Origin of the sequence: Gilliamella sp. M0364, assembly GCF_016100565.1 — a bacterium.
GTDB classification, from domain to species: domain Bacteria; phylum Pseudomonadota; class Gammaproteobacteria; order Enterobacterales; family Orbaceae; genus Gilliamella; species Gilliamella apis.
In genome coordinates this window covers 81,142-107,473 of the sequence record NZ_JACFSF010000001.1, presented here as the reverse complement: position 1 = coordinate 107,473, position 26,332 = coordinate 81,142, and the positions used below count along the sequence as shown (strand labels likewise).

22 protein-coding genes are annotated in these 26,332 nt (G+C 33.3%); 3 read left to right on the top strand and 19 right to left on the bottom strand.

Translation table 11 applies throughout. The annotated features are described in order from the left end of the window. Positions 1-146: 146 nt before the first annotated feature. From H3U96_RS00510 to uvrA, 8 genes are all read right to left on the bottom strand, one after another. The gene (locus tag H3U96_RS00510; protein ID WP_065651228.1) at positions 147-665 is read right to left on the bottom strand and encodes a YiiX/YebB-like N1pC/P60 family cysteine hydrolase; all 519 of its coding nucleotides are present in this window, start codon (positions 663-665) and stop codon (positions 147-149) included. A gap of 163 nt (positions 666-828) precedes the next feature. Beyond that, positions 829-1,242, bottom strand: coding sequence for a DUF4878 domain-containing protein (locus tag H3U96_RS00505; protein ID WP_065651229.1), 414 nt, complete (start codon positions 1,240-1,242; stop codon positions 829-831). A gap of 123 nt (positions 1,243-1,365) precedes the next feature. Continuing rightward, a complete protein-coding gene (locus H3U96_RS00500; RefSeq protein WP_065651230.1) occupies positions 1,366-1,779 on the bottom strand; it encodes a DUF4878 domain-containing protein in 414 nt (137 codons plus the stop codon). Between the two features lie 225 nt (positions 1,780-2,004). Next, positions 2,005-2,715: a tRNA pseudouridine(65) synthase TruC gene (gene truC / locus H3U96_RS00495; RefSeq protein WP_198195273.1), complete on the bottom strand. Its 711-nt coding sequence runs from the start codon at positions 2,713-2,715 to the stop codon at positions 2,005-2,007. Positions 2,716-2,734: 19 nt separating this feature from the next. Continuing rightward, complete coding sequence (locus H3U96_RS00490; protein ID WP_198195272.1) at positions 2,735-3,553, bottom strand: pyridoxal phosphatase; 819 nt, start codon at positions 3,551-3,553, stop codon at positions 2,735-2,737. 87 nt (positions 3,554-3,640) lie between these two features. Continuing rightward, a complete protein-coding gene (gene recR / locus H3U96_RS00485) occupies positions 3,641-4,246 on the bottom strand; it encodes a recombination mediator RecR (RefSeq protein ID WP_198195271.1) in 606 nt (201 codons plus the stop codon). Between the two features lie 201 nt (positions 4,247-4,447). Continuing rightward, positions 4,448-5,047 carry a glycerol-3-phosphate 1-O-acyltransferase PlsY gene (gene plsY, locus H3U96_RS00480; protein ID WP_232347703.1) on the bottom strand — a complete coding sequence of 200 codons (600 nt, stop codon included), beginning with the start codon at positions 5,045-5,047 and terminating at the stop codon, positions 4,448-4,450. Between the two features lie 37 nt (positions 5,048-5,084). Further along, positions 5,085-7,925 carry an excinuclease ABC subunit UvrA gene (gene uvrA, locus H3U96_RS00475; RefSeq protein ID WP_198195639.1) on the bottom strand — a complete coding sequence of 947 codons (2,841 nt, stop codon included), beginning with the start codon at positions 7,923-7,925 and terminating at the stop codon, positions 5,085-5,087. 324 nt (positions 7,926-8,249) lie between these two features. On the opposite strand from uvrA, the gene H3U96_RS00470 reads away from it, so the two are divergent. Beyond that, the gene (locus tag H3U96_RS00470; RefSeq protein ID WP_065651235.1) at positions 8,250-8,987 is read left to right on the top strand and encodes a cyclase family protein; all 738 of its coding nucleotides are present in this window, start codon (positions 8,250-8,252) and stop codon (positions 8,985-8,987) included. A 105-nt stretch (positions 8,988-9,092) separates the two neighbouring features. Here the strand turns inward: H3U96_RS00470 and H3U96_RS00465 are convergent, their stop codons facing one another. Both H3U96_RS00465 and H3U96_RS00460 read right to left on the bottom strand, forming a co-directional pair. After that, positions 9,093-10,031: a sugar kinase gene (locus H3U96_RS00465; RefSeq protein ID WP_198195270.1), complete on the bottom strand. Its 939-nt coding sequence runs from the start codon at positions 10,029-10,031 to the stop codon at positions 9,093-9,095. 26 nt (positions 10,032-10,057) lie between these two features. Then, positions 10,058-10,528: a YhcH/YjgK/YiaL family protein gene (locus tag H3U96_RS00460; RefSeq protein ID WP_198195269.1), complete on the bottom strand. Its 471-nt coding sequence runs from the start codon at positions 10,526-10,528 to the stop codon at positions 10,058-10,060. A 202-nt stretch (positions 10,529-10,730) separates the two neighbouring features. Here H3U96_RS00460 and H3U96_RS00455 point away from each other — a divergent pair, with 202 nt between their 5' ends. After that, positions 10,731-11,480, top strand: coding sequence for a glycosyltransferase family 25 protein (locus H3U96_RS00455; RefSeq protein WP_065578917.1), 750 nt, complete (start codon positions 10,731-10,733; stop codon positions 11,478-11,480). A gap of 72 nt (positions 11,481-11,552) precedes the next feature. Here H3U96_RS00455 and H3U96_RS00450 read toward each other — a convergent pair whose 3' ends face one another. After that, on the bottom strand, positions 11,553-12,077 hold the full coding sequence (locus H3U96_RS00450) for a low molecular weight protein arginine phosphatase (RefSeq protein WP_110453499.1): 525 nt from the start codon (positions 12,075-12,077) through the stop codon (positions 11,553-11,555). A 344-nt stretch (positions 12,078-12,421) separates the two neighbouring features. After that, positions 12,422-12,766: a MerR family transcriptional regulator gene (locus H3U96_RS00445; RefSeq protein WP_198195268.1), complete on the bottom strand. Its 345-nt coding sequence runs from the start codon at positions 12,764-12,766 to the stop codon at positions 12,422-12,424. Positions 12,767-12,838: 72 nt separating this feature from the next. Here H3U96_RS00445 and H3U96_RS00440 point away from each other — a divergent pair, with 72 nt between their 5' ends. Next, entirely contained in the window at positions 12,839-13,210 is a 372-nt protein-coding gene (locus H3U96_RS00440) for an EthD domain-containing protein (protein WP_198195267.1), read from the top strand. Positions 13,211-13,454: 244 nt separating this feature from the next. Here the strand turns inward: H3U96_RS00440 and H3U96_RS00435 are convergent, their stop codons facing one another. The 7 genes from H3U96_RS00435 to H3U96_RS00405 form a co-directional block, all read right to left on the bottom strand. Then, entirely contained in the window at positions 13,455-15,212 is a 1,758-nt protein-coding gene (locus H3U96_RS00435; protein ID WP_198195266.1) for an ATP-binding protein, read from the bottom strand. Further along, positions 15,209-16,264, bottom strand: coding sequence for an SIR2 family protein (locus H3U96_RS00430; RefSeq protein WP_086361154.1), 1,056 nt, complete (start codon positions 16,262-16,264; stop codon positions 15,209-15,211). Before H3U96_RS00430 ends, H3U96_RS00435 begins: the two co-directional genes overlap by 4 nt. Before the next feature lie 681 nt (positions 16,265-16,945). Then, positions 16,946-18,529 carry a glutamine-hydrolyzing GMP synthase gene (gene guaA, locus H3U96_RS00425; RefSeq protein ID WP_198195265.1) on the bottom strand — a complete coding sequence of 528 codons (1,584 nt, stop codon included), beginning with the start codon at positions 18,527-18,529 and terminating at the stop codon, positions 16,946-16,948. A 310-nt stretch (positions 18,530-18,839) separates the two neighbouring features. Beyond that, positions 18,840-22,037: an autotransporter outer membrane beta-barrel domain-containing protein gene (locus H3U96_RS00420; RefSeq protein WP_198195264.1), complete on the bottom strand. Its 3,198-nt coding sequence runs from the start codon at positions 22,035-22,037 to the stop codon at positions 18,840-18,842. A 19-nt stretch (positions 22,038-22,056) separates the two neighbouring features. Next, positions 22,057-22,533, bottom strand: a complete 477-nt coding sequence (locus H3U96_RS00415; protein WP_086365342.1) for a toxin-activating lysine-acyltransferase — start codon at positions 22,531-22,533, stop codon at positions 22,057-22,059. A gap of 369 nt (positions 22,534-22,902) precedes the next feature. After that, complete coding sequence (pta, locus tag H3U96_RS00410; protein ID WP_065578925.1) at positions 22,903-25,053, bottom strand: phosphate acetyltransferase; 2,151 nt, start codon at positions 25,051-25,053, stop codon at positions 22,903-22,905. Positions 25,054-25,123: 70 nt separating this feature from the next. Continuing rightward, the gene (locus tag H3U96_RS00405) at positions 25,124-26,329 is read right to left on the bottom strand and encodes an acetate kinase (protein ID WP_086356956.1); all 1,206 of its coding nucleotides are present in this window, start codon (positions 26,327-26,329) and stop codon (positions 25,124-25,126) included. Between the last annotated feature and the right edge of the window lie 3 nt (positions 26,330-26,332).

The following is a 26,332-nucleotide window of genomic DNA, read 5'->3' as shown; positions in this document are numbered from 1 at the left end:
ACCCTTAATCAAAAAGCGTAATGACCCATTACGCTTTTTTTAGAACCACTTTAGTCTTTAGCCAAAGGCAAATTTTTAATCATAAATGCACTTAATCGTGATTAATTAATCTTGATTTTGTTATAAACCTTCCAGCAATTACTTAGTTAGTTTTCCGGATAACTATATATCCAAGTGATATCAGAATAATTGGCAAAAGCGCTCGGAAATAGATAATGACCACGCAATAAAGGGAAATTAGCATATTTCCATTCTGGGTTAAAATCAGATTTATATTTGATAATAACGTCATACAATAACGTTGTGCAATATAGATGATCTTCCTCACGAGAAGCAAGTTTAAACTCTTCTCCTTGTTTAGTTAACAACTCGGCAATAATTTGTAACTTTTGCTCATCTGTTAAAAAGTTTGGTCGCGCTATGGCATATTTCTCAGCTAATTCTGGAGCAGTAAAATCAGCCAAACTTGAAATAATAACTTGATTTGGAATATTCTCATCATCAGTTGTCGTGGCATGAATAACTTTTATTTCCGGTTCAATCGCGACAACCATGCCTATATGAGAAAATATACCACCATCAAGTTTTTTAACGATAAAACTATCTGTCTGAACACCACTACGAAAAATCCAATCACCAACATTAATTAATGAAGTCTTTTCCATATAGGAATTATCGGAATTTGCTAATTCTTGAGCATAAACTGGATTTATGATAAAGAGGAAAAAAATAAAAATATAATATGAAAATTTCATAAAATTTAGATTGGTTATCTATAACCTAAAAAGGATAGAATCACCTCTTTAGGTTATCAAATAATTATAAGAATTATTTTATATTAATTAACCATTTACCATCAACTTTGATTAATGATAATGCTGAATTATTCTCAGTTCCATCTTTAAAAATAATGATTGTCTTGATAGTAGCTTGAGTTTTATCATCATTATATTCAGTTGAAGATATTTTGACTTGATCAAATCCACCATTTTGTTTTGCAGTGGCAACAGCTTGATCAATAGCTACTTTCATTTTACTTTTCATTAATACTTTAATATCTACACCATTAGTTTTTAATTCATCAGGAATATATAAAGCATCGAGAATACCATCAACATTACCACTGTAAGAATCTTTAATAAATTTCTCTGCAGCCACTTCAGGTGTATTATCATCTGAAGAACAAGCAGTAACGACTAATGCTAATAAAAACACACTTAAAAATTTAACTAACAATTTCATATTTTATTTCCTTTTTTGATTTTTTATCCAATAAATTGGTATTCTCATTGAACAACAAAAAAGAGTAAAAGCTAATTTACTCTTTTTTATATTTAAACGAGTAGTAATATATTATGTTTAAAATTAAAAACCTACTTCAATAAACCAATTTCCATCAACTTTGGTTAATTTAAGATCTTCATTTTTATTGGTATTATCTTTGAAGATTACATCTATATCAATAATAGCACGACTTTTATCATCATTTAGATATTTAGTTGGTTGATATTCAACTTTAGCAATACCACCGTGTTGCTCAGCATAAGCTTTGGCTCTTATTGTTGCATCTTGCAATTTACCCTTAATCATCGTGCTCGCATCCGAAGATTTCCCTTCATCTGGCATATAAATCATTTTTATTATTGCATCAGCATCACCACTATACATGGCTGATACATACTTTTCTGCGACTTTTTCTGGTGAACTTTCACCTGATGAACACGCGATAGCGAATAAAGTTAAAAAGAAGATACTTACATACTGAGTTAATCGTTTCATTGTTTTTCCTAAATAATTTACTAAATTTAACTATTATTAATACTTGAAAATGTTAACAATATTTTGAAAGTATGGTGATAAGTACTCTGCAGATATTGTTTAATATTTAGATATGCGGCTTAAGGTTATAGTAACTAAATCAATAATGCAATAAAATTTGTTTTGCAAATAAAAAATCAAATACCACTAATAAATTTAAATTAATTATCAATAAAGTCATTAACTTTATCTAAAATTTTTTAATACTGTTAACCACTCTTCACTTAAATTTGCATGGATAGTTAATGGTTCATAGGTGACTGGGTGCATCATTTTGATAGTGCTAGCATGTAACATAAGACGTTTAACACCAAAATAATGATTAAAAGCACGATTTTGATGGAGATCACCATGTTTACTATCACCAATAATTGGATGGAAAATATGTTTTAAATGACGACGTAATTGATGTTTTCGTCCGGTCTGCGGTTTTAACTCAACAAAACTATATCTTGCCGTTTGGTATTTGCCTACCGCTATAGGTAATTCTATTTTACTAAGACCTTTGTAAAAGGTTATTGCTTCTTGGGCAGGCTTATCTTTGTTGGCAAATTTATCAGCAATTTTATCTAACTGTTCAACTAATGGATAGTCAATGGTAGCTTCACCATCAATATAACCTCGCACAATAGCATGATAAGTTTTTTCGATCTGTTTTTCCGCAAACTGTTGTGACAATAAACGAGCGATATCGCTAGATAAGGCAAAAACTAATACCCCAGAGGTTGGTCGATCTAAACGGTGGATAGGATAAACATGTTGTCCAATTTGATCACGTAACGTTTGCATCACAACCACTGTTTCATTTTTATCAAGCCAGCTACGATGTACCAACCACCCTTCTGGCTTGTTAATTGCTATTAAATCATTGTCCTGATAAAGAACCTCAAAAACCATTTTTAATTAATCCATTTGGCTATAAAAATAATTTTTTAAGCTCATTAGCGATACTGGAGCTATTATTATCACCAATTGTATAACTGGCTTTGGCTTTAACTTCATCATCAGCATTGCCCATAGTAATACCTAGTCCAGCAATAGCAAACATACTGATATCATTATAACTATCACCAAAAGCAACTATTTCACTTAATTTAATATTTTCATGTTCAGCCCAATGCTTTAAACCATTACCTTTTGTGTTACCTTTAACCGCAATATCGGCACGATTAGACCATGACCACTCACATGAGAACTCATCAAGTGCATCAACCGCATCGGAAAATTGTTTTAAGGCAGGTAAATTATGGCTACTGGTAGCAAATTTGAAAATCATATTTGCTTGTTCAATGACTTGTTCAAAATTATCAACTTTTTTGACTTCTGGTTGTAAGAATTCTGGTAATGAATTCAACCATTCAAAGAATCCTTCAAGATGATCATCAAGAACTTCATAATTCATAACTTGATCAGTATAAATCATGGTATGAATACCAAATTGGTTAACTAAATTTAACAGTTTTTTTGCTTGCTGTTTAGTCATCGGTTTAGCAGCAAAATTTTGTTGTTTTTTGAAATCATATAAATAAGAACCATTACAACAAATTGCCGGTGTTGATAATTTGAGTTGATAATAATAAGGATGTATTACAGTATGATGACGACCGGAGACTAAAATAACTTTAATGCCTTTCTCGCTAATTTTTTGGATCATATCTACTGTTTCAGGCAGAATTAAACGATTACTCGCCAGTAAAGTACCATCCATATCAAAAGCAACTGCTTTATATTTCATAACATCTCTCTTTCTAATTTTTGCTAAAATCTACGAATATTTACTAAATAATCTGTTTTATCTATTACGATAAACCATTAAATAACATTAAAAGTCTATCTTTTGTCGACCAACAAATGAATGCGATAAGGTAGTACCGTCAACCATTTCAAGTTCACCACCGACAGGTACACCATGGGCAATCCGAGTCGCAACGATATTAAACTCATTACACATCTGAGCAATGTAATTAGCTGTTGCATCACCTTCAACCGTTGGATTGGTTGCTAAAATGACTTCATGAATTGATTCTGACGCTAATCGGCTTTTTAGTAAATCAAGGCCAATATCAGTTGGTCCAATACCATCTAGTGGCGATAAATGCCCAAGTAAAACAAAGTAACGACCACTATACTGTCCGGTTTGTTCAATAGCAAAAATATCTGCTGGAGATTCAACCACACAGAGTTGATCACTGCTTTGACGACGAACATTAGCACAAATGGTGCAGATCTCTTGCTCAGTAAAAGTTCTACATGCTTTACAATGACCAATGTTATTCATTGCCTCATTTAGCTGATCAGCCAAATGAAGTCCTGCTTGACGGTTACGTTGTAGTAGATGATAAGCCATTCGTTGTGCTGATTTTGGACCAACGCCAGGTAAACAACGAAGTGCACTAATAAGTGATTCGAGTAACGGACTGATTTGCATGAATTATTTTGTTACCATATAGTTATATATAATTAATCAATAATACCTTGTTTCAATTATGTATAAAACAAGAAATATTCTATTATTTCAATTCCAAATTAATTAAAGTTTAAAAAAACTAACGTGAAATTAGTTGTTTTATACTTTTTAAATTTTCATCATTAATAATGATTAGCTGTTAAAAATAAATATCCCATTAAGCTATTTTTTGTTATGCCTAGTATAGCTTTTTGGCTCTTCACCTTTAAATAATCGCATAATATTACTACTATGACGAATAATAATTAAGCAAGAGAGCATTGTCACTGGTAACGTTAATTCGGGCTTGAAAAACCAGACATATAAAGGCGCAAAAAGGAAACCGACAATTGCAGCCACAGATGAATAGCCAGTAATAATTAACGCTAACAACCACGTTAAGAGAAAACAACCAGTAAAATCAAGTCCAATAGGCGCCATCATCCCTAATGCAGTCGCAACACCTTTACCGCCTCGAAAATGAAAGAAGCAGGGAAAAATGTGACCAAGACAAGCAGAAATACCGATTATCCCTAAAAAGAAAGGTGATATCCCAAGTCGATAAGCGATATAAACAGGAATCGCTCCTTTTAACATATCAAAAATTAATACGATAACGGCAGGTAAACGGCCATTAATTCTTAATACATTGGTTGCGCCCGGATTATGAGAACCATGCAAGGAAGGATCATGTAACTTCATCACATGGCAAATAATCATAGCCCCAGACAGTGAACCACAGAGATAAGCAATGATGATCATTAATATAATTTGTAATGTCAAAATACCTCTCCTATGGTTACCGTAGTTTTAGTCTAGATTATTTATCTTTTTGTCGTTGCAATAATGGTTTTAAATATTGACCTGTATAGGATTTTTTCGATTTAGCAACATCTTCAGGGGTACCTTCAGCAATGATCTCACCACCACCACTTCCTCCTTCAGGACCTAGATCGACAATCCAATCAGCAGTTTTAACAACATCTAAATTGTGTTCAATCACGACTATAGTATTGCCCTTATCTCTTAAAGAGTGTAATTGAGCAAGTAATTGTTTTACATCGGCAAAATGTAAACCGGTAGTTGGCTCATCAAGTATGTAAAGAGTACTACCAGTATCTCGCTTAGATAACTCTTTTGCAAGTTTTACCCGTTGCGCTTCACCACCAGATAAAGTTGTTGCTGACTGACCAATGGTAATATAAGCAAGACCAACATCAATTAAAGTCTGTAATTTACGTGAAATCATAGGTACTGCATCAAAGAACTCTCGCCCTTCTTCAACCGTCATGTTTAGGATTTCATTAATCGATTTACCTTTATACTTAATCTCTAATGTTTCACGATTATATCTAGCACCATGGCACTGATCACAAGGTACATAGATATCAGGTAAAAAGTGCATTTCGACTTTTATTAAACCATCACCTTGACAAGCTTCACATCGTCCACCTTTGACATTAAAACTAAACCTTCCTGGATTATAACCTCTTGCTCTAGCTTCTGGCACACCAGCATAAAGTTCACGAATCGAAGTAAAAAAGCCTGTGTATGTAGCAGGGTTTGAACGTGGTGTTCGACCTATAGGGCTCTGATCAATTGCGATAACTTTATCAAAATAATTTAATCCTTTGATTGCTTTATAAGGCGCAATGTCACTTTTTTCCGCACCATTAAGTTCATTTTGGGCTAAAGGATACAAAGTATCATTAATCAAAGTTGATTTACCCGAACCAGAGACACCAGTAATACAGGTAAATAAGCCAACTGGGATATTCAAAGTAACATTTTTAAGATTATTTCCCGTCGCACCAATTACTGATAACATTTTTTTCTTATCAATTTTGGTTCGCTCAGCAGGAATTTCAATTTTTTCTTCACCAGAAAGGTATTTACCGGTTAATGAATTTTTACATTGCATAATCTGTTGTGGCGTACCTTGTGCAACAACTTCACCACCATGAACACCTGCGCCAGGACCGATATCAATAACATAATCAGCAGCCATAATCGCTTCTTCATCATGTTCAACGACAATAACGGTATTACCTAAATCGCGTAAGTGAGTCAATGTATCAATTAAGCGACTATTATCACGTTGATGTAAACCAATCGACGGTTCGTCAAGAACATACATCACACCAACAAGCCCTGCACCAATTTGGCTAGCCAGTCGGATACGTTGCGCTTCACCACCAGATAAGGTTTCAGCAGAACGTGATAAGGTTAAATAATTTAAACCGACATTAATCAAAAATTGCAGCCGATCATTAATTTCTTTTAAAATCTTTTCAGCTATTTGTGCCCGTTGTCCGGTCAATGATAACTTATCAAAAAAGTCCTTCGCTTGTTGGGTACTTAAATTACTAATAGTTGGTAAATTAGTATCATTAATAAAAACATGTCGGGCTGTTTTACATAACCTTGAGCCTTCACAACATGGGCAAGGTCGATGGCTAATATATTTAGCTAACTCTTCACGAATAGTTTGCGAATCGGTTTCTTTATAGCGACGAGAAAGATTATTGATAATACCTTCAAAAGCATGTTTACGCTTCACAACGTCACCACGATCATTAGTGTAAACAAATTGTATTTCGTCACCACCTGAACCATTTAGTAAAATATCTTTCACTTTTTCAGGTAATTTTTGATATGGTTGATCGATATCAAATTTATAGTGTTCAGCTAACGATTTTAACATCTGAAAGTAATAGAAATTACGTCTATCCCAACCTTTAATCGCGCCTGCAGCTAAAGAAACTTCTGGCATTTGTACAACTCGTTTTGGATCAAAATATTGTTGTACCCCTAAACCATCACATTCAGGACAAGCACCAGCAGGATTGTTAAATGAAAACAATCTTGGTTCAAGTTCAGAAATACTATAGCCACATATTGGACAAGCAAAATTGGCAGAAAATAGATACTCTTCGGCTTTAGGATCATCCAAATTCGCGACTTTAACAATACCATTGGTAATTGAAAGTACCGTTTCAATTGACTCAGCTAAACGTAGTTTCAAATCATCACGAATACGAAAACGATCCACCACCACTTCAATAGTATGTTTTTTCTGTAGTTCAAGTGTCGGAGGATCAGAGAGATCATAAACATCACCATCAACCCGAACGCGAATATAACCGCTAGCAGCAAGTTGTTCGAATAATTTCACAAACTCACCCTTACGCTCAGTAACCACCGGCGCAAGTAACATATAACGATTTTCTGAAGGTAATGCCATAATACTGTCAACCATTTGCGAAACCGTTTGCGCAGCTAATGGTAGATTATGATTTGGGCAACGTGGTTCACCAATTCGAGCAAATAACAGACGTAAATAGTCATAAATTTCGGTGATTGTGCCGACTGTTGATCGCGGATTATGTGATGTTGATTTTTGCTCAATTGAAATAGCAGGCGATAAGCCTTCAATATGATCAACATCAGGTTTTTCCATTAGTGATAAAAATTGACGAGCATAAGCTGATAACGACTCAACATATCGTCTTTGACCTTCAGCATATAAGGTATCAAACGCTAGTGATGATTTACCAGAACCAGACAGACCTGTAATTACCACCAATTTATCTCTTGGGATAACTACATTAATATTTTTTAAGTTATGTGTTCTTGCACCACGAATATCGATATCTTTAATTGACATAGATCTCTTCTTATATGAGTGTTTAGATAAATAGATAAAAGACAAACTGTATATTATACCAGTATGGATTGATTAAATATACAACTATATAGCTCAATAGGGTCGGTTATTAGAATTTCAATAACATAAACCAAATTTGTTCATTAAATAATAAAAATAAAGCATTTTTTACTCATTCAAAAACCCCGTTCCTCAAAATTTTTCTAAATAGATCTTAGTACTAAAAAATATATTCCTATAACTTAAAATTATTTGTTTACAAAATATAGCCATTTTACAATAAAAAAATAATCGTGTTTTAAAGTGTGAGGATTAGTTTTGAATAATGATGTATTACAAGCTTTAAATTTATTAAAATCAAAAAAATGGATTGATTTAACCCATACATTTGATCACAATTCACCACATTTTTTTATGTTTAATCCAGCCGAAATCAAAACGCTGTTTGATCATAATGATGGCTTTTTGGCACAAAACTTTAGTTTTGCTGGGCAATATGGTACTCACTTAGATGCACCTATTCATTTTGTGCCTAATACCCGCTATTTGCATGAATTACAATTACAAGAATTGGTATTACCGTTAATTGTTATCGATCAATCGCAACGAGCACAACAAGATCCTAATTTCTCTTTTTCAGTAGCAGACGTATTAAGCTTTGAACAGCAGCATGGACAAATTGAAGCGGGTAGCTTTGTTGCATTACGAACAGATTGGAGTAAAAAATGGCCATCACAAACGGCAATGGAAAACAAAGATGCTGATGGAAATAACCAAATTCCGGGATGGGGGCTTGATGCACTGAAATTTTTATTTGAAGAACGAAAAATTAAGGCTATCGGTCATGAAACTTTTGATACTGATTCGGCCAAAGCATTTAGGGAAAATAATGCTTTAAAAGGCGAATACTATGTTTTAGAGCAAGATACTTATCAAGTTGAGTTAATGACCAATTTAGATCAACTGCCTGCTAAAGGAGCGGTTATCTTTAATATTGTAGCCAAACCTAATAATGCATCTGGTTTTCCGGTTCGTTCTTTTGCAATATTACCTTAATCTATTCATCATACCCAACTGTTTATATTGGTTTGATATTAAGGGCTAATTTTTCGACAAATATTGATTTGCAATAAAAAACGGTCATGATGACCGTTTTATTTACTAACTCTCAATTAATTTCGGTGTAGCGTCCAAAGGGATTATAGCACCACGATACTGAATCACAGTTCCGGCAACTAAATGACCTTGACTGGCTGATTGTGAAGGAGTTTTACCACTTAAACGAGCAGCTAAATATCCGGCACTAAATGAATCACCGGCAGCTGTAGTGTCAATAACATCTTCTTTGGCAATTTTGTTAGCAGGAACTTCAAAACGGCCTTCTAATGAATCAATGATACAACTATCACTACCACGTTTTATCACAATTTCTGAAACACCGAAGTTTTTAGTACGCTCGATAACTTGTTCATAAGGTAATTTACCCCATAATAGATCTTCATCATCTAAAGTTAAAAAAGCAATATCGGTGTATGACAAAATATCCGAATAAACGCTACGAGCTAAGTCAAAGCTACTCCACAAACGCGGACGGAAATTATTATCAAAAATAACTTTACCGCCATTCGCCTTAACTTGCTTTAATAGCGCTAATAATTTAACGATACTTTCTGCATCTAAAATTGCGATACTAATACCACTTAAATAAACATAATCACATTTAGCAATTTGCTCACTAACTTTGGCTGTTTCAGCTGTTTTTAACCAAAATTTAGCCGCTGCATCATTACGCCAATAATAAAAAGAACGTTCACCTTGCTCGTCAGTCACAATTGAGTAAAGTCCTGGCATTTTATCAGCCATTCTTTGAACTAGATCAGTTGAAATATGCTCTTTTTGCCAACTATCAAGCATTTCTTGGCTAAAAGGATCGGTTCCTAAGCCTGTCACATAGTGAATCGAAAAATCTTTATTGGTTAACAAACGCGATAAATAAACCGATGTATTGAGAGTGTCGCCACCAAAATTACGGGTTGTAGAATCTTGTTTTATTGAAAGTTCAATCATACATTCGCCAATAACAGCGATATTTGTCGTCATAGTGTTACCTAAAATCCTTACTCTATCTATAAATAATTCAATGCAATTTTTACCACAACCTTACGAACCGTAGCAATCTTATTATCGACAGCACAAAGCGGTTTATGAACTTCATTGGGTAAAAAAACAATAAAATCGTTAGGCTGTAATACTAACATAGTTTCTTCGTTAGGCGTTTTGATAAAAGCAATATCATTTTCTGCTATTTTATCATCTAAAACTTGAGTGTGTGGAGGCAAAGTACAAATAGCCATACCTTCCTGACCTTCTAAAACAATTTGCACATCAATATACTTTTTATGATATTCAGGATTAGCATCATGAATATATCTCGATGAATTATCAGACACCATAAAAAACATATTATCACCATCAATATCATAACGACCAGCTGGTGTATTGCTATTAACGTTGTCCTTTACGTATTCAATCGATTGTTTAATTTTGGCCGGCAAGTATGGAACTAAATCCAAATGATTAACATTACCTAAAATCATACTCAATGCTCCTTCACTTATAAATTGATGCAATAACTATTCACCATACTCTTCTACATACAACTATATGGAAGAATAAAATCTTTAGGCAAGAGTATATACTCAAGCAATAATTTTTTATAGATCATTTGTTAATAAGTATTGTTACTTTTTATGATTTTTTTGCCATGTTATAATTTAGAAGAATAAGGAAAAAGAACAAATGAAAACATTTATAATTAACTTAGAAAGACAATCATTAAAAAAAGCCAATATTGAAAAAATATGTCAACGTTTAGAGCTAAACTACCAATTTATTAAAGCTATTGATGGTTATCAATTATCTGATGATTACATTCGAAGTATTTCCAACGATTATCCTAAAAATTATCTAACTAAAGGTGAAATTGGCTGTGCTCTAAGCCATATTAGTGTTTATAAAGAAATTATTGATAATAACCTACCATATGCCTTAATTCTTGAAGATGATTCTGTATTAAAAACAGAAGTACCAAAATTTTTAAACAGTTTTGAAGAGAAAAATTTTAAACATGGAATTTATCTACTTACTGCCGATTTTCATTATCTCATGAATAAAAAAACCAAGATGGGTGAATTTGAACTGTATGAAGTCACTAAAGCGGTGAGAGCAAATGGATATATAATCACAAATGACGCAGCAAGAAAATTAATCAACTTTTTATATCCTATTCGATATGAAGCAGATATTTTTAAAGTATTTAGATTATGTGCAGGCATAAAGATATACGGTTTAATACCCCATTTGATCGAGGTAACTAAAGATTATAATTTAAACTCTTCGATTGATGCTGATAGAGCTTTATTAATTAAACAACGTTCAGAATACAGAAAAATTATCTTTAAAAAAGATGTCAAAAAAAGACTAATATCTTACTTGTTTTGGAAAATAATATTAAAGAAATTCGAAAAAACTAAATATTATGTTGATTAAATTTCTTCAATGAAAAACCCGCTAAGCGGGTTAAGATTTTTAGATTAATAATTAATAAAAAAATAGATCAAATTATTTCTCTTTAGCAATTTTATCCAATGCCAATGGTAAAAATTCATCTAATTGTTTTTCTACTTTAATATAAGCAGATAATGGTAATTTGTATGGGTCTGAAAGATCTTCATTTTTACCTGTAGCAAACTCAGATAATGTAAATACTTTACCTTTCGATTCAGGGAATAGACCTAAAATTTTATCTTTATGTTTTTGCGTCATTGTCAGTAAATATTCTGATTTATCGATATCTTCTTTAACTAATTGAGTTGCTTTATGTGACGATATATCAATATTTCTATCTTTTAATACCTTAACTGTATTTGCTTCTGGGGTTAATTCACTCGGATCAACATTAACCCCCCGTGATTGAACCTCAATATTGAGATTATGTTTGTGGACATAATCCTTAGCTAATGCTTCGGCCATAGGGCTACGGCCGGTGTTACCAGTACAAACAAAAGTAACAACGTGGTCGAGAGCAAAACAAGAAGCACTAAACAATGCCAATAAACCAACTAAATATTTTTTTAAATTAAACATATTTTTACCTTAATAATTAACCAAATAATGGGATTTATAATAACAAAAATAATGTTAAATCCTAATTAATTTTACTTCAATGCTTATTGGCTTATATCATTCTATTTACTTCATTATTTAGATCATCTTTAATCTGCAAAAATAAACAAAGATAACCACTGTTAGCGATATAATAGAATTATTAAAAGAAAACTACCCACAATTTTTATCAATATCGTGTAATTAAAATGATAACCCTAATCCATACAGGATTAACTTATCCATTGTTTAGTAAATTTAGGTAACAACTCACTCTATTTTAACAATTGGCTATTAAAAACCTATTCATGCAAAGAAAATAAATATTAGTTTTCATTTAACAAGGTTATTAAATGACTACGACTTTGCTGTAAAAGTTGGATTTGTTCATCTAGTTTTAACAAAGTTTCATTCAACCCCATTTTGAACTCTTTACAAGGCGAAAACTTTTTATTTTGATGTTGCCAACAAGGGAGGATCTTACGTATAACTTTTAATGTTAATCCTGCATTATTTAACTTATGAATTAGTTTAACTCGGTCAATGTCCTCTATTTCAAACTGTCGATAACCTGAAACAGTACGTTTTGGTGAAAGAAGTCCTGCTTCTTCATAGTATCTAAGCATCCTTATACTAATTTGACTAAGTTTGGATAATTCACCAATTTTCATAACACCTCCTATTGACTCTAACAGTACTGTCATACTTTATCATATGCTCGTATTTATTAAAGGAGGTATTAAATGATCAAATTAATTACGTTAGTTAAACGCAAAAAGACATTAAGTTATCAAGAATTTGATGATTATTGGCGTAACCACCATGCGGCTTTAGTTAATTCACAAAAAGAAGCACTAGGAATTCTTCATTATGTCCAAAGCATACCATTACAAGATAAAAAACCGGGAAATGCTATGCGCAATAGTAGAGGTGCGCCCATTTTTGATTTTGATGGAATGGCTGAAATTTACTGGCAAAGTAAAGAAAAAATGTTAACTATCAGAACTTCACCTGAAGCCAAAAGAGCCATCCAATTATTATTAGATGATGAAAATCAGTTTATCGATCACTCTCAATCGCTAATCTGGTATGCAACAGAGCGAACGATTATTTAAAAGTGAATGAGTGATTATTGTTAGGCGTTATCATGTTTAATTAAATAAATTTTATGAGTCTTAAACCAAATAAAAAGCCATTCGATCTGGAATGGCTTTTAGATATTAATTGAAGATAACAACTAAACAAAAGCTACTTTAACTTGGTTATTGCATAAATTAATTTATTAGAAAAAACAATAAATTAAATTTATTTAAATATTTATACCGTTAAAAAAACCGTAATAAAATAAGAGCTGTATTCTCAGCGACTTTGCTTTCTTAAGGCGCTAACAGCATCAGCAATTGAATCAAGATTATTTTCATTATTAGCCCATTCTGTCCAGAATTGTTTTGTTGCACTTGCCGGCTCGATAAAAGGTTTATCAAGTTTTATTCTAGTAGGTAACAAAATGGAATCACCTAATATTAGAGCTTCTCCAGTATCAAGCAAAGGTAAAATATCAGCAATCCCCCCCATTGATTCAGGTATTAAACGTTTTACAACGTTTTGATCTTGGTCATTCGTTAATCTTAATACAATAAAGTTATTACACTGACTTAATATTGTTCTACTCACATCAGATGGGCGCTGACTTATGACAAGTAATGAAACTCCATATTTACGTCCTTCTTTTGCAATCCGTTCAAATGATTCCAGAGATCTTTTCTCTGCTGCTTCTGCTGCATTCCTTACAGGTAAATATAAATGCGCTTCATCGCAAACTAACGTTAAAGGGTGTCGGTATTCGTTTTCTATCCAAAATTGAATAGTATAAATTAACCTAGCTAGCACGCCTGTTACTATAGGCAATACATCAGAAGGAACCTCAGAAAAATCGATTACTTTAATCCCTTTTCTATTTTTACCTGTTTCAAATAAGTCTTTAGCAAAATTGACTAACCAATTATAATCATTAGTTTTTTCTGGAGGATTAAACATAAATCCTAATCGACGATCTTCAATCTTAGCATTTAATCTGGCAACAAATCGCGTTAATTTCCCATTCCAAGGACCATTTTTTTTCTTATCATTACTACTAGAACTAGGAACTTTTTCTTCATTGTCACTACTTAATAAACTAGCTAATTCATTGATATTATAAAAAATTGGAGAGTCAACGGTAAAAGTATTTAATACATCATGTTTATTTAAATTACTTAATGTTTGTGTCTTTAATTTCCTTACATGCTCTGTAAATCGAGTCGCTTGATTTGGAGCATTATCATCACTCCTATCTAATATCATAGCTAACATTTCATCCCGATTAAGTAACCAATAAGGTAAAAATATACTATCATCACTTGGTTTATCTAAATCTGCAGGGCCAGCTATCCTAAAACGTTTAGCAAATGCATTATTGCCATCACACAAAGGTGAATACTCTCCATGCATATCAAAAACAATTAAATTAGAATATGTTAATTTAGCTGCTTTTTCTAGAATTAAGGCTACAGTCCAACTTTTACCAGACCCTGTACTACCAAGAATAGCTGCATGTCTTTGAAAAAACTTATCACCATTTGCAATAGCAATCGCTTCCCTATCTGCTACAAATTTACCTATTATTAATCTCTCATTTTCTGGAACTTTAGATGACAACAAATTCATAAATAGTTGTAAATTATTACCTTCAACTAAATAACATGCTCTTTCCACTTGAGGAAAGCTATCGGCACCACGTTTAAAAGTATTTATTTCATTACCATCAACAGATCGATAAGTCCCAATTAATATAATCCTTATCAAATCATCCTGTGTTTCTTGCAAAGGAATATAGCCATCATTTGTTATATCATCAGTTAACAATTTTTTATCTAAAGTTCGAGTCACTTTATCAACAATACCGATCAAAAAATCTGTAACAATACTGCCTTGAATTGCAATCAAATGCCCGACAGAAATAGACGGCATTAACGTTTTGTCCTCAACTGTAATTAAGACCTTTGTTGTATCTACAGCAGAGACAAAACCAATTTTTTCCTGCTCTGTAAAATTTAATATGTTTTTATTTTTTTTCATGCAGATAGTACTCCTTCAACAAATCGTTCCAAATCCCACCATTGTGTTTCAGATATAAAATTTGATGACTGTTGTGTGGTGACTAATGTTCCTGATTTTCCTTCACGGTTTGAGTCTGAAAGTGCAATTAAATTAGGAGAATTTTTAATAATACTTGTAGCATTTTCGGATAAATTCCTCGTTAGAATAATACCTTTGGTTCCATTTCGGAGTTTATTTGATATATGTGTCTGTAAATGCGTGTCATTAAATCCATAACCAACAAAGATAATAGCGTTTGCTTGATCTATTTTTTGATTGCCCTGATCCCTATGCACATCAAATGGTGATTCATAACCCTTTAAGTATTTTTTAGTTCCCGGAGTAATTATCATTCTAGGGCAATTAAAATTTAATGAGCTATATAAAATGCCATTAGACGTTGAATACCAATCAAGACTTCCATGTGGTTTATATAGATGAATTCTATCTTTATAACTAAGTTTTACTGTTCTGCTTCGTTTAACAATACCTGTGCATAGAGAAAATAAGCTTTCATTAGGGTTATGTTTTCCCAAAAATTTACCTGTCATCATAGTATCAACACCAAAACCTAAATTTTCGCCTGCAAACTCAATTAAACGATCATAGTTAGTTGTTATAATATTAATAATTTTAGGGGTCTCAACAGATAAATAAGGTAACAACTTTTCTATTTTTAGTTTTCGTTGATTTTGTATACAATTTTGTAAAACTTGGAGTTCATGTTCAAGTATAAGTTCTGAGGTTAATTGAATAATATTATTCTCTATAACTGACGAAATCTGAGATGATAGTAAAACACTTTCTAAGTCTTTTCCTTCTCCTAGTTTAGCTGAAATCTTTAGCCATACATTTAGATCATCGGGCTCTGACAATAAATCAGGAATCTTATTACACAAGAATTCGCTTAACTCCAACATTCCAGGTATGCCTTCAGCACAAGATAATCCAGAACCAACAATAAGAACAGTTTTATCTCCAAAACAACCTTGTAGACTTTTTTTTAGATTACTTATAGCATCTGCATCCATGTATTGAATACTAAAATTGATTAAACATTATTCTATTTTATCACAATTTATTTGATAGGTTCTAACTAAGAAAATTAATTATATCCATTTTCAACGAATTGATACTTACTCTGATTAATGGTCTTATAAAACATAAAAATGAGATATAAAAATTAAATCAATATTTCGCTAAAGGCTCAATCAAATCACCATCAGTCTTAATTACTTCACTGTTAACCAAATTCTCCAAGCACGGACTTAAATTTTTATCTATATCAATCTCCATTGCGAGTAAATCGTTGAGAAAGACAAAGTTGGTTCAAGATTCCTTTTTTAGTGTAATTAAGTGTATATATACTCCCATAAAGTAATTTAATTATTGGCTAGGTTTGGCCCCTTATTGAACTCAGGCTATTTATCAATACATTATACTAAAGCTATCCTTAAGGTATAACGATGATAACTAGAAATAAATTTAGTAACAAATCATCATAACCTTTTACTTTTAATGTTTTCAATTTGGACTCAGTCAACTTGTAAATATCGTTCTAAATACATATCAATTTTTCTATTATTTTTTACAAAAAATAATTTAAAGATATTGCAAAAGATAGTTTATTTAAACAAACAAAAAAACCAGCGATATGGTTTATATCACTGGCTTTTTAGATATTGATCTATATTAATAACAAAAAGAGAACGTTACTCCCATTCAATAGTCGCTGGCGGTTTTCCGCTGATATCATAAACCACTCGTGATATCCCATTTACTTCATTGATAATGCGGTTCGATACTCTTCCTAAAAAGTCGTATGGAAGATGAGCCCAATGAGCGGTCATAAAGTCGATGGTTTCTACGGCACGTAGTGAGACAACCCAATCATAGCGACGGCCATCACCCATAACACCAACCGAGCGTACAGGTAAAAATACGGTAAATGCTTGACTAACTTTGTGGTATAGTTCAGCTTTGTAGAGTTCCTCGATAAAAATCGCATCGGCTTGTCTTAATAAATCACAATACTCTTTTTTCACCTCACCCAGTACCCGAACACCTAAACCTGGTCCAGGGAATGGATGACGATATAGCATATCGTAAGGTAAACCGAGTTCTAAACCAACTTTACGTACTTCATCTTTGAATAATTCACGTAAAGGTTCAACTAAGCCCATTTTCATATCTTCTGGTAAACCACCGACATTATGGTGAGATTTGATGACATGTGCTTTACCTGTGTCAGCGGCTGCTGATTCAATAACATCGGGATAAATAGTCCCTTGAGCAAGCCATTTTACATCTTTAAGTTTTGCTGCTTCTTCATCAAAAACTGCAACAAATTCACGACCAATGATTTTACGTTTAGCTTCCGGATCTGCTTCACCTTTTAGTGCCGCCATAAAACGATCTTCAGCATTAACAGCGATAATATTTAAACCAAATTTATCACCAAACATGTCCATCACTTGCTGTGCTTCATTTAAACGTAATAAACCATGATCCACAAAAACACAGGTTAACTGATCGCCGATGGCTTGATGTAATAATAGTGCAGTAACCGAAGAATCAACACCGCCAGATAGACCTAATAATACTTTATCCTTGCCCACCTTCTCTTTGATGCGCGCCACCGCATCAGTGATAATAGAAGATGGTGTCCACAATTTTTCACAATGACAAATATCGATAACAAAGCGTTGTAATAATTCAAATCCTTTAACGGTATGAGTAACTTCAGGATGAAACTGTACGCCATAAAATTGTTTTTCATCATTTGCCATAATGGCAAATGGACAGGTTTCTGTTTGGCCTATTACCGTAAACGAGTCTGGTAGTGAAGTGACTTTATCACCATGACTCATCCAAACATCAAGTTGATTAATACCTTGATCATTAATGCTATCTAAAATTCCGTCTGTTAATTTTGATTTTGCAACAATATCTACTTTAGCATAACCAAATTCACGTTGATTAGATGCAGTAACGACTCCGCCCTTACCTAACTGGATCGCCATTGTTTGCATACCATAGCAAATACCTAATACCGGCACGCCTGCGTTAAACACATATTCAGGTGCACGAGGGCTATTTTGCTCGGTAGTACTTTCGGGACCACCCGATAAAATGATACCTTTAGGATTAAATTGTTTGATTTTTTCTTCCGAAACATCCCATGGCCAAAGTTCACAATAAACACCGATTTCACGAACTCGTCGAGCAATTAATTGCGTTACTTGTGAGCCAAAATCCAAAATCAATATACGCTGCTGGTGGATGTCTTTATTCATCAATCTTAATTCCTAAAATATGGGCTAATATAAAAATTGGTGGCTATTGTATCATCTAATCATTATGCTTAAATAGCCTAGCAGTATTTTTTTTATATATTGTGTCTATGTATTAATAGATCGATAACTTGCTTAGAGAAATGAACTGCGTAATGGAAATAATTCTATAGGCACTTGAAGTAATAGTTGTGGGAAATTTTTCAAAATAGTTTATGAAGAATAAAAAAATATATACATAGTAACTATAAAGCAAATTACTATGTATATATTAGTAGATAAAACTAAGCAACTTTATGTATTACCATTGATACTACCATTTGTGCTCAACACCAATATTACCCTGATAACCTTGATGTTTAGCACTACTGAAATTATGTTCGAAGCGCGCATCACCATATAAATAGGTATCTTTAACTATTGGTGTTTTTGCGCCTAAACCAATTTCCCCCCAACTACTGTTATATTTTTCACTTAAACGGTCTCTACCCACTTCAATACTACTTGGTTTAATAAAATCGTGCCAAACATTGGCTATAGTATAAAAAGAAGAGATTTGTTGTGATTGCGCCAGGTCATTGTAAGCCAATCGAACACCAATGCGGCCACGAAGTAATTTTTGGTTATTTTGATCCACACTTCGATATTTATCCTTAAAGTTATCCAAATCAATATATTGATAGACAAGTTGCATTTGTGGTTCCACTGACCAATCACTTTGCTTAATATCATTTTGGCCAAAATTAAAAGCAGATCCAGCTTCTGCGGAAACCGCTACACCAAAGCCATTTTGGTGAATTGAACTAGTGCTTTTATGCGCATCGTATTTGTTTCGTAATGCCGAGAATTGGCCTACTAAATCGATGTAACTATTATCAACTGAAAAATAAGTATTAGTTAATCCAAGGTTAAATGCTTCCGAGTTACCTTTACCTGTTTTTTTGTTATGAGCAATTAAACCATTAACTGCACGATATTTATCGGAAAAATCAGTATTGGCTTTAGTATATGAAAAATAGGCACCGATATAATTGTGGCTACCATCGGCAAATAAATTATTTAAAAGATCATGACCAAGTTGTAGTCCATAGACACCAGTATCTAAATTCAGCCGTTTTTTCCCATCTAATTTTAGATGTTTTCCTAATATTCTCCCCCATGTTTCACTTAGATAGTTATCACAGGTACTACATTTTGCTAAATTAAAATTGGTATAGCTACCTCTACGTTCATGCAAAGTACCAACACTTAATAGACCTTGCTCTTGGTTTACTCGTGGCATTGAAACATATCCGGCCACTGCATGTGAATAAATCACTTTTTTTGGTGGCGCCGGAGGCACTAGTGATGATGATGGTGTTGTTTGCTTAGCAGCATCCATAGTCCAATAGTATTCATCACCATTAGCTGTTTGGCGTTTTGCTAATTGAATTTCAGTCGCACCTTTGGTTTGAGCATCGCCAATAAAATTGTTTACGGTGGTTGATTTTTCTATTTTAATAATCGGTGTACTATTCAATACTGTAGCAACTTGATGTATATTGCCATCAATAACATTTTCATCGCCATTGGTATCAACTGGTATGATTTTGGTCAAACCTTTAACATCACCAGTAATTTTCAGTAAATCTGATTGCGAATTGTTTGCATAAGTATCACTTACATTATTCCATAATGTATTCATCTTAACTATCGCATTATTGGATGCAAAATAGTTACCTTGAATGGTTAAAATATCATTATATTCTCCATGAGAACGGTTATCCATACTGATAATGCCACCATCATTGATAACATTACCTTGTAAAACAAATTCATTGCCGCCGGCATTATCAAATGCCGCATTAAGTACTGCACCATTTGCTAAGGTCAAATTATCAAATAATGCGGTTTTATTAGTACCATTTGCTTTCAAATTCCAAGTAAAACCATTTTTTAAGTTTAAATTAAGTGATGGTGTTTTATCGGTATCTAATACTTCGCCCTCTTCTGTTTTAACCAAACCTTTATAAACTAACCCAGTCATACTACCCTTATCAGAAGCATTAAAGGTTACCGATGACGCTAGATAGGCATCATGGCCCTGTTCATCACCAGCTTGATCATAAGTGTTAGAAAAGAATTGATATCCAGAAGCGGTATAATTACCACTCACATTAATAATATAACCAGAATCATTTGCCGTAAGATCTGTTTTATCACCACTAAATGATAAAACGGTATTGACTTGCCCTTGATCGACAAATATTAAATCTTTACGACCTACAGAACCGCTAATAACTGGATCAGCACTGGTACCATTAGTAGTAAATATGGCATTTTTAAAACTAGCACTAACATTATGTGAGGCAGCTTGTTCAAACTCGCCATTTGAATTAGTATCATCATGGGTACCTATTTCAAGTGCATAACCATTGGTTTTAATAATTGTCGAACTAGTATCATAATCAGCTTTCAATAAAGAATTTCGTATCATTTTGATACCAGAACCATTTAAAGCATTAGTCGTATCAATGGTGAGTTCGCCGTGAGATTCTAAAATACCGGGACCTTCCCCCATATTACGTGCCTTACCTAATTTAATACCACTACTGTCCCAATCTAATGATGAACTATCACTACCTTTATTCAAAACAATACTATTTTTAGCACCTTTTAAAATCACTATTGGCGTCAATTGACCACTAGAACCTGTTTCGTTGGCTCCATTATAATTGGTTGCATTACCAGATACATAAATACCTACAGCACGATTACCTGTCAACGTCATATCCAAATCATCATTAACAATAACTCGGCCGGTTGAACCATCGCCGCTATTAGTATATGCACCTTGAATAGCGCGAATACCATTATTTAATAACGGTGAAGTTTTACCTCCTGATGTTGTTTGATTGATTGTCAGTTTATCGACTGTAATTGTGCTATATTTACCATTATAGGCGTTTCCTTCATCTGAATTGATAGAAGAGCCAGCTAATATTCCATAAGCTTGAACCGTACCACTAGAATTTTGACCACGGGTATAATTATCAGTTATATTTAATGCAACATCTTTAGCAGTTATATCTACGTTGTTGTAGGTAATCAACCCCACCACATTACCATTATTATTAATAGTAAAATTCAAATTACCAGCATTAATTGAACTACCATAAACACCATAAGTATATTGGTTACCTAAACCGGTATAATTGCCGTTAACATTTGCGGTAAGAGTTGTATCGCCAACATTAAGTTGTTCATGCAATTTACTCCTTGTTAAAATATAGAAACTTGCATTACCTGCTTGTGTTACAGTTGCCGACTTTATATTATTGCAACTAGGGCTATTTTGACCGACTAAATAAGATCCATCAGCACTCGGTGTACAATCTAAAGCAAAAGATGAGGCGGAGGCAGATAAAATTGAAACCGTTATCATTACTTTACTAACACGTCGTGTCAATTCAGAACAAACTATGCTAGTACCAGTAATAAAATTATATTTAGTTTGGTATATTCGATTCATAATTTAATCCTTATAGACTCTAACATTGAACTTTTTTTACAACAGTGTTTGTTTTCGATTTGTGATAACCAAAAAAGCAGAGATTATTTTTTAGGACTTTTTTACATATTGATTTCATTAAGAGAGATTCATTCAATCCAAATGGACAAAAAAAAGATAAAATCCATAAATTTTTGCTATCATCTTTGGTATTGCATTGAACAAAATTTACATAATTATCTTTTTTATTTAAGTAGTTATATTCTTCTTCTGAGTTCAAATAAGCCCAATTGAGATAACCCAATGGTCGGTTATTTTTAATGAGTAAAATGAAATTTTTAGACTGAATGATAGGTAGTAATATTTCCACCGCCGAGTTTATGGCTGAATTTCGGTAATATGAGTTTCTGTTCCATAACCAAACCATGGCACCTAATACTTCTGCCTCATTCCATGAAGTGTCATGATATATATTTGGTGCAATTACTCTGATGGAGTCATGATTAAGACAGGTCATTTCGTTCTACCTTTTATAAAATTAATGAGAAATTGATCTATTTGAAAAAATAAAACCTAATTTTTTAACGTAGAAACAGAGACGTGTAACCGTCATATTTTAATTAAATAATTAAAGAGGTAAGGCTTAACAGCAAATGTTAAAAATTGATTTAATTACAGAAATATAGGTCAAAAATAAAAAACATTTAAATATTAACCAAAAACTATTCAATAATTATGAGAATAAGATCTAAAAACAGCATTAAACAATGTAAAACTTACATCATCCTTAACTAATTTTGTCATTTATAAAAATGATAAGACTTGTGAGACAGGAAAATTGAGAGGTTATAGAAAAACCTCTCATAAATTAAAACATAGATTTTAACTATTTACTAGCATTTTGTTCTTGTGCAGATTGAATAGCAGTTAGTGCAATAGTATAAACAATGTCGTCAACTAAAGCGCCACGTGATAGATCGTTAACAGGTTTACGCATACCTTGTAACATAGGACCAATTGAGACAAGATCCGCTGAACGTTGTACCGCTTTGTAAGTGGTGTTACCAGTATTTAAATCAGGGAAGATAAATACTGTTGCTTTACCAGCGACTTGTGAATTAGGTGCTTTAGATTTTGCCACATCAGGCATAACTGCTGCATCATATTGTAATGGACCATCAATCATTAGATCAGGGCGTTTTTCTTGTGCTATACGAGTTGCTTCTTTCACTTTCTCAACATCGGCACCTTGACCAGAACTTCCGGTTGAATAAGAGATCATTGCAACACGTGGTTCAATACCAAAGGCAATTGCAGTATCAGCAGATTGAATAGCGATTTCCGCAAGCTCTTGTGCATTTGGATCTGGATTGATTGCACAGTCACCATAAATATAAACTTGATCAGGCATTAACATAAAGAACACCGATGATACAAGTGAGCTTCCTGGTGCAGTTTTGATTAATTGTAATGGTGGACGAATTGTATTAGCCGTAGTGTGTACCGCACCTGAAACTAAACCATCAACTTCGTTTGCTTCAAGCATCATTGTACCAAGTACTACATTATCCGCTAATTGCTCACGAGCAATGACTTCAGTCATACCTTTGTTTTTACGCAATTCAACTAAACGTGGTACATATTTTTCACGAATACTATCTGGGTCAACAATTTCTACACCAGCACCTAAGGTAACACCTTGCGATGCAGCCACTTTACGAACTTCATCTGGATTACCAATCAGCACACATTTTGCAATGTTACGCTCGGCACAAATTGCAGCAGCTTTGATGGTTCTTGGTTCGTCGCCTTCTGGTAATACCACCACTTTTTTCGCATTACGAGCAAGTTCAGTTAATTGATAACGGAATGCTGGTGGAGATAAACGTCGTGCTGAATTTACAACTTCATTTAATGATTTAATCCAATTTGCATCAATATGGTCAGCAACAAAGTTTTGAGTATTATCCATACGCTCTTTGTCATCAACAGGGATTTCTAGATTAAATTGTTGTAAGTTAATTGAAGTTTGGAATGTATTGGTTTTAACCGTAAATACCGGTAAACCAGTATCAAATGCTGGTTGACATAACTTATACACTTTTTCATCAATCTCGTAACCACCAGTTAGCAATACCCCACCAATGGCAACACCGTTCATCGCGGCTAAACTAATAGTAACCAATACATCAGCGCGGTCGGCTGAAGTCACTAAAAGCGCATTTGGTTGCAGGTGATTGATGATATTTTGGACGCTACGAGAACAGAAAGAAACATGTTTAATTCGGCGATTTTTAATTGCGCCTTCATTAATGATTTTTGCATCAAAATGTTTAGCAATATCGATTGCTCGGCAAGCACTCAAATCAATATTCCAAGGAATACAGCCAAGGACTGGTAATGGACTATGCTCGCTTAAATCCTTAATAGTGATTTTTTTATTATCAAATTTTGGCGTATGATAAATTTCGGCCACATCAGGACGGGCAAGATTTTGCTCTTCAACAGGAGCATTGACTTTATTAACAATGACACCAATGATCTTATCATTTTTAATGCCACCAAAATTAGAACGGGCAATCTCAATACGATCTTTTAGCTGTTCAGGATTATCTTTACCCATATTTACAACAAAAATAATTTCAGCGCCAAGTGTTTTAGCAATGTTATTATTTAACTCATTAGCAAATGGATAATCAGTTGTTGGTACAATACCTTCAACTAAAACAACATCAGCACCTTTGGTATTTTCAGCATACAGAGCGACAATTTCTTCCATTAATACATCTTGTTGATTTAAACCTAATAGGTTCTCAACATGACTCATTTTTAACGGTTTTAAAGTAGGAATGGATGTGTTTGAGCTAACTAAAGTAGTTGTATTATCAGGGGCATCGCCACCTGCTCTTGGTTGCGCAACAGGTTTAAATACATTTAAATTAATACCTTGACGCTCCATTGCTCGAATAACACCTAGACTTACACCTGTTAAACCAACATTGGTACCTGTTGGAATCAGCATAATGGTACGAGACATAATTTGTTTCCTCTTAATTCTTTTATTAAATCCAAAAAACAAACCGCCTTGTAGGCGGTTTTAAAAGCTTTTAAGCTGTTAAACGTGCAGCATCTTGAGCAATGACAAGTTCTTCATTGGTTGGAATTACCATCGCGATTGCTGAACCATCTTTAGTAATTTTACCACCTTTACCAAAACGAGCCGCTAAGTTGCGTTCTTGATCAAGTTCAAAACCAAGTAAGCTTAATTTTTGTAAAGTCATACGACGAACTTCTTCAGAATTTTCGCCGATACCGCCAGTAAATACGATTGCATCTAGACGACCGTCTAATAACATTGCATAACCACCAATGTATTTTACTAAACGATGAACAAAAACATCTAAGGCATTTTTTGCATTTTCATCTTTATCGTAATTTTCGGTTACATAACGACAGTCACTGCTAACACCAGTTAAACCTAGTAAACCAGATTTTTTGTTTAATAAATTGTTAATGTCAGCAACAGACATTTTTAAATTGTCATGTAAGAAGAACATAATAGCAGGATCAATATCACCACTACGAGTACCCATAACTAGACCTTCAAGTGGCGTTAATCCCATTGAAGTTTCAACACATTTACCATTTTTAACTGCAGTAATAGAGGCACCATTACCTAAGTGACAAGTAATCACGTTAGTTTCTTCTACAGGTTTATTTAATAATTTAGCAGCTTCACGGCTAACATAATAGTGACTTGTACCATGAGCTCCATAACGACGAATACCATGTTTAGTATATAATTCATTAGGAATTGCATATAAATATGCTTCTTTAGGCATTGTAGTATGGAATGCGGTATCAAATACTGCGACGTTTTTATCTTTTAAATGAGGAAAAGCAACATAAGCTTCACGAATACCAATTAAATGAGCTGGATTATGTAAAGGTGCGAAAGCTGCTGCTTCTTCAATCCCTTTTAATACTGAATCATCAATTACAACTGATTGGGTATATTTCTCACCACCATGAACAATACGGTGCCCAATTGATTTAATACTATCTAATAATTCTGGTTTTTGTGGAAAAATACTGTTTACAATAAATCTAATTGCTTCGCTGTGCGCTGCACCAGCACCTAAAGAAGCTTCTTTCTTTTCACCATCTAATTTCCATTTAATACGAGCATCAGGAAGGTGAAAACATTCAGCTAAGCCAGATAAAAATTCATCACCATTTTCAGGGTTTATGATTGCAAATTTTAAAGATGAACTTCCACAATTCAGAACAAGAGCGTTATTACTTGATGACATAGT